The sequence below is a fragment of the Rothia sp. (in: high G+C Gram-positive bacteria) genome, from assembly GCF_015265375.1.
In the GTDB taxonomy this organism is placed as follows: Bacteria; Actinomycetota; Actinomycetes; order Actinomycetales; family Micrococcaceae; genus Rothia.
The window spans coordinates 1-5,773 of sequence record NZ_JABZXW010000088.1; the positions used below are offsets into that span (position 1 = coordinate 1).

The following is a 5,773-nucleotide window of genomic DNA, read 5'->3' on the forward strand; positions in this document are numbered from 1 at the left end:
CTGCGGGGGTAGTGGGGGTAGTGGGGGTGCTCAAGAAATCGGCGCCGAACAGCTCCTCCTGGCCCTGAATCTGCCGCGCCACCGGCAGATACCCCTGAGGCTCCACCGCCTCACGCACATCAGAAAGATCCAGCACCGGGCTGTACTCCACAAAACCACTCGGATGCGTAGCCGCAGTCACCAAAATCCGCTGCACCAGACGCAAATCATGGCACAGATGCACCCGCACCCCGCGGCGCAGAAGCAGCGGGTCAACGTGGCGGGTATCAGCCCAAATCCAGCGGGGAAAACGCGCCTGCGCCGAATCTGCCGCCTGCCGCTCCACCTCTCGCACATACGCCGGAAGATTCGCCGCACTCACCCGATCCGCCCGCGTAATCCGCGGAATAAAGGTCGGGTCCTGCAACTGTTCAGCGGTCGGCGCCGAAAAATGAAAAGCACCCCACGAGGTCACCGGTTGAGCACCGCGCGGGGACGCACCCGCGGCAATAGCCGAGGTGACCGGGTGCGCGGAGGTGCCGGTCTGGGCGGTAATACCCGCGCCGGTGGCAGGACTGAGCAGAACGTACATTCTTCCATTATCGGTGACCGGGTGCGAAGGCGCGTGGTTTGTGGTCGCGGGCGGGTGTTTGCGGATGGGGACGGGCACGGGATACGCGCGAAAAGTACGGTCGGGACGAGAGGGTAGAACGCGCCGCGGTTTGTCATAAAAGCGCCGGATGCGTGCGTTTTGTTCGTTTGAGGTGCGTGCATCGTGGATATTTCGGGGCGCGCGAGGGGTTATCCACAGAACAATCATTCTCTTAAATAATCGGGGTGGGTGTGATGCTCTCCTAGAGCCATGAACCCCACCAGTAATCCCGCCAGCAACACTGGTAGCCCCAACGGATACCCGACCCGCGCCGTGCAGAATCTAAGCACACAGAATCCAAACGCGCAGGCACAGGGAGTGAACCAGCCGAGTATGAGCCAGCCGGGCGCACAGAATGCGTGTGCCCAGAACACCGGTGCGCACTCGTTGCCCGCCCTGCTCATTCCCGAAGACTACCGCGCCCGCGCCGTTGCCCTGCACGCCCGCGAGCTAATCCTGCGCTCGCCGCAGATGAGCGCTATTGTCCTGAATGGTTTTAGTGGTGGATTTGGCGGCGGACTCAGCGGCGGATTTGGTGCCGGGTTTGAGAAGGCAGAGGAGCGCGCGCCCGCAGAGGGTGCAATCGCCGCGGGCAGTGCGGCCCCCGTGGGCAGCGCAAACACTGCAGGCGCAGCAAGTGCCGCGAGCGGTGGACTGCTCCAGGAATCCCAGCCCCTCCGCGAGATTCTCGAAAATGCCGTGGACGAGGCAATCTGCGCCATCGACGGCATCTACCTGGGGAACGCGAGCGCAGACGGAAGCAACGTGATGAAACCCCGAAGAATCCGTGCCAAAACGGCGCCGCCCGCGCCCGCCTCCTGGAGCTACCCCAGCGTGGAATACGTGCCCGTCAACCGGCAGGTCGCGCTGCGCTACCTCGCCGCGGAACTCTACGGCCTCGGTGCCCTCGATCTGCTGCTTGACGAGGGGCAACGCGCCGGAACCATCACCGATATTTACGTGAACTCGCCCTGCGATATCTGGGCAGGGATCAACGGAACCACCCGCCCCGTGGCGCTGAGCCTCGGCAATGAGCGGCGCGTGCGCGACCTTGCCGAGCGGCTCATCCGCAAGCACGGCGGGCAGCTGGACGCCGCGCATCCGGCGGCTGACATTAGCGACGAGCACGGCAGACGCATTCACGCGATTATCCCGCCGCTGAGCGAACGCACCCGGCTCTCCGTTCGTCTGCCCGCCCGCGAGCGCCCCACCCTGACGCAGTTGCAGGCCGCCGGGCTGTGCGATGAGGCGACCGCCGCCTACCTGCGTCGCATGATTGCCGAACGCCGCGGGTTCCTGATTAGTGGCGGCACCGGTACCGGCAAGACCACGCTACTCAACGCCCTGCTGGGGCTGTGTTCACCGCAGGAGCGCCTCATTCTGCTTGAAGATACTGCAGAACTTGCGCCGCAGCATGAGCAGGTGATTGCCCTCAAAACCCGTGCCGCCAACTCCGAAGGCGCCGGCGAAATCGGGCTGGGTGAGCTGATTGTGCAGGCACTGCGCATGGGCCCGGATCGGCTCGTGGTCGGTGAGTGCCGCGGCGCGGAGGTGGTGCACCTGCTGACCGCCATGAATACCGGTCACCGCGGCGCCGGAACGACCCTGCACGCCAATAGCGCGCAGGCGGTTCCCCTGCGTTTGTGCGCCCTGGGAGCGCTCGCCGGACTGGATAGTAGAACGGTCGCTCTACATACGGCGACGGCTTTTGAACGCATTATCCACCTGGAACACCGGGATGGTCGCCGCCGCATCGAGGGCATCTATAGTCTGCACCCCGCCACGCAGGGTAGCGAAGAGTATCTGCAGGTCAGGCGTATTTCTACTGGCTCTGAAGTTGGGTACTAGCCACCCGAAATGGGGGAAGCGGAAAACGTGAAAGGAGGAACCATGAAAAGGGAAGAAGCGAGTCGCGGGGGCCTTCGCGAACGCTGGGCTGAGCGCTGGGTTGAGCGTATCGCCGGGCCCGCCAGCGCCGAGGAAATGCGCATGTGGCCGCTCATGCTACGCACCCTCGCCCTGAACCTGCGCGCCGGTATTCCCCTGCAGGAGGCGGTGCATGCCAACCCGGGCCCCGGGCAGTCCGAGGAGAACGAACTGGTACCGGGTGCGCAGAAAACGCCCGCGAAGAAAACCTTTCGGGTTCGACGGGTGCGAGGCTCCTCGCCCCTCTCCGAAGAGTACGGGCAGAAGCGGTGCGCCGAAGATATCCGCCGCTTCACGCAGGCGCTCGCCACGGTCACCTCCTGGGGTGCGCCCGCGCACCTCGCCTGCGCCCAGCTCCTCGAAAGCAACACTCGGATGCGCCCGCACAGTCGCGAGCGCCTGCACGACCTGCAGCTGAGTCTGCGGATGAGCGAGAGCGCCGGTGCTCCGCTTGCCACGAGTCTGGAACGCGCCGCCGAACACGCCGAAGAGCGCATCGACGCACTTTTGGGAAGACAGAGCGCCCTTGCCGCACCGCGCGCCACCGGCAGGATCCTCTCCTGGCTACCGCTGCTCGGCCTGGGGTTGGGAGTGCTCATGGGAAGCGACCTCGTGGGCGTGCTGACCGGCTCCATTCTCGGCGCGATCACCGGCTTGCTCGGGCTGGGTCTCGCCTTCGCCGGGCGCCGCTGGACCGCCGCGCTCGTGCATCGGGCTGAGGTGGAGAGCGCGGCAGGTAGCGGGGGCGACCAAACCTCGAACGTGCCGCCCGTTGATACCGCCCTCGTGCTGGAACTACTCGCGGCACAGCTGAGGGCCGGGCTCGCACCGCTCGCCGCCCTGGGCACCCTCGCCGAGGCGCTCAACAGTCGAGCGTTGCATACGGTCTGCCAGCGACTGCAGATGGGTAGCGGCTGGGGGAGTGCCTGGTCGGGCTCCGCGGCGGGAACCTTCGGTGAGCTGCGGGATGCGCTCGCCCCCGCCTACACGGGCGGCGCACCCAGCACGGCGCTATTGCTCTCCCTTGCCGATGCGCACCGACTCGGCGAGCGCCGCGCGGCAGAACGCGCCGCCGGAAAGCTCTCCGTAGCGCTCGTGGTGCCCCTCGGGTTGTGCTCGCTACCCGCCTTTATTTGCTTGGGTATTGTGCCCATCCTCATTTCGCTACTACCCACGCTCACTGGCTAAAGAAGCAAGCCCATAAGAGCTGTTGACTAGCTGAAATACCGAAAGTTTAGACCCTCGCCCATCTGTCAAGAATGCAGACGAGCACCCACCCTGCCCCGAATGACCGGGGCACAACGAAAGGAAAACCAATGACGAACACTCTCTGCGAAGCAATCCGCCACGATCTGCACCCGGGCGGTGCCCCGATTACTACCCCGGTCGGCGCTCCGCGTGAAATTCAGCCCGCCGCGCTCGGTGCCGCGCACGATGCTGAAACGCAGACGATTCTGGGGCCCGTGCCGCTGTCCGTTGCCATCGCAACCACCATGAAGCAGCTGCGCGAAGAATGCCCCGAGCTCTTCACCGATACCGAACTTTTCGCCGGTTCTGAGCAGAAGCATGCCGGCCCCAGGATTGACCCTCACGAAATGGAGATTGATATGAACACGGACCGCCTGAGCCCCGAGCAGGCACTGACCATTGCCCGCGCGCTCGCCGAGGGTTGCACCCTGGACGAATGCGGCGCCACCTGCCGCAGTCTGGGTGAGCACGCGCCCGGCTGTGCCGAATATGTGCCCGCTGAGGGTGATGAAAAGGTATTCGCTGAGTACGCTCCGGTGGGTGATCCGGAGGAGGGCGCCTCCACCGCGGAGTACGGCATTGTGATGCTTGCGGCGGTCGGTTTTGCGGGCCTGCTGGTGCTGATTCTCAAGTCCGATGAGGTGCGTTCCATGCTCCTGGATATTGTGCGTAATGCGCTGTCGATTGCAGGTAATACTGGACTGCTCTAGCGCCTTTGTAAATCCCGCCGTGGAGTTTGGATCTAGGTGCTATGCACCCCGAAAAATGGGGCAAGAAAGGAGGAATAAAGAATGAACGCTCATATGAATTTGGGTGTTTGTCGGTGTGCTCGACCCGCAGGGAAAACCAGGGCGGAACCGGTGCCCGCTACCCCGCACAAGGACGCCGCAGAAGAGGGTGTCATCACCGCCGAATTTGCGGTCGCCCTACCCGCCGTGACGGTGGTACTCGCCCTCTGCCTGGGTGCCGCCTCCACGGGCGTTGCGCAGCTCAAGGTGGAGGAGTCCGCGCGAACGGCTGCCCGCGCCGCCGCCCGCGGAGACTCCGAGGCGCAGATTCGCTCCGCCGTCAGCCGCATCGACCCGGCACAGAGCGTGCAGATTTCCGTTTCTCCTGATAGCGCAGTTGATGCGGGGGAGGGGCGTGCCCGGCAGGTGCATGTGCGGGTGAGCCGCCCCGCCCCCGGTGTGATTGGCTCGGCGACCGGCTGGGTACTGCGGGCGGATGCTCACGCCCGTATTGAAGGCGGCGGTGGGCATCACGAAAGCGCTGACAGTGAAGAAAGTGCCGGCAATGATGGTGAATAAAAGCGCGGTTCTTGACTGCCCTGCGGAAGAACAACCCGAGGAGGGTAGCGGCACCGTCCTCGCCCTCACCATTATTGCCGCGCTGCTGGTGCTGACCGTGGTGATTGCCGGGCTGATTGGGGTGGTTTCTGCGAATCGCAGGGCGTCCGCCGCCGCAGATTTGAGCGCGCTCGCGGCGGCGGATGCCTACCGCGGGCTCACAGAGGGCGACCCGTGCGCGGTCGCGGCGGAGCTTGCCGAACGCCACGGTGCGCACCTGGAATCCTGCACTTTTCCGGATCGCCCCGAAACGGTGGAGGTGACGGTCGCTGTCCCCGTCGCAGGGCCCATGGGTGTGCTGGGCCCGGCGAGGGTGCGTGCCCGCGCGGGAGCTGAACACCCCGAGGAAGAGCACCCCGAAGAAGAGCAGACTGCGGCGGGGGACGCGGAGGAGCTGAGCCCCGATGAGGTCGCCGAGCTGGAGGAAGAGCTGGGAGCCGAGCGGGACTCGGCGCCCGAACCAGAAAGCCCCGCCGACCCAGAAAACCCAGCCGAGCCAGAAAGTCCAGTAGAACCGGAAAACCTCACCGACTAGGCTATTCGTACTCACCGGGATTTGTCATCCCAGCCCGCGCAGCCTATGCCCCTGCGCCACCAGCCCCGCCCTACGCCCCAGCACGTT

5 protein-coding genes and 1 pseudogene are annotated in these 5,773 nt (G+C 65.1%); 5 read left to right on the top strand and 1 reads right to left on the bottom strand.

Annotated elements, in window-relative coordinates:
* Window positions 1–571, bottom strand: a pseudogene (locus tag HXO69_RS08540) (bifunctional 3'-5' exonuclease/DNA polymerase); the annotation flags it as partial.
* Between the two features lie 270 nt (window positions 572–841).
* Here HXO69_RS08540 and HXO69_RS08545 point away from each other — a divergent pair.
* From HXO69_RS08545 to HXO69_RS08565, 5 genes are all read left to right on the top strand, one after another.
* The gene (locus HXO69_RS08545; protein WP_296546517.1) at window positions 842–2,479 is read left to right on the top strand and encodes a CpaF family protein; all 1,638 of its coding nucleotides are present in this window, start codon (window positions 842–844) and stop codon (window positions 2,477–2,479) included.
* A gap of 42 nt (window positions 2,480–2,521) precedes the next feature.
* Window positions 2,522–3,745, top strand: a complete 1,224-nt coding sequence (locus tag HXO69_RS08550) for a type II secretion system F family protein (protein ID WP_296546519.1) — start codon at window positions 2,522–2,524, stop codon at window positions 3,743–3,745.
* A gap of 128 nt (window positions 3,746–3,873) precedes the next feature.
* Window positions 3,874–4,515, top strand: coding sequence for a DUF4244 domain-containing protein (locus HXO69_RS08555; RefSeq protein WP_296546520.1), 642 nt, complete (start codon window positions 3,874–3,876; stop codon window positions 4,513–4,515).
* A gap of 150 nt (window positions 4,516–4,665) precedes the next feature.
* The gene (locus HXO69_RS08560; RefSeq protein ID WP_296546522.1) at window positions 4,666–5,112 is read left to right on the top strand and encodes a TadE family type IV pilus minor pilin; all 447 of its coding nucleotides are present in this window, start codon (window positions 4,666–4,668) and stop codon (window positions 5,110–5,112) included.
* A complete protein-coding gene (locus tag HXO69_RS08565; protein WP_296546524.1) occupies window positions 5,099–5,686 on the top strand; it encodes an Rv3654c family TadE-like protein in 588 nt (195 codons plus the stop codon). The genes HXO69_RS08560 and HXO69_RS08565 overlap by 14 nt, the downstream gene beginning before the upstream one ends.
* The last annotated feature ends 87 nt before the right edge of the window (window positions 5,687–5,773 follow it).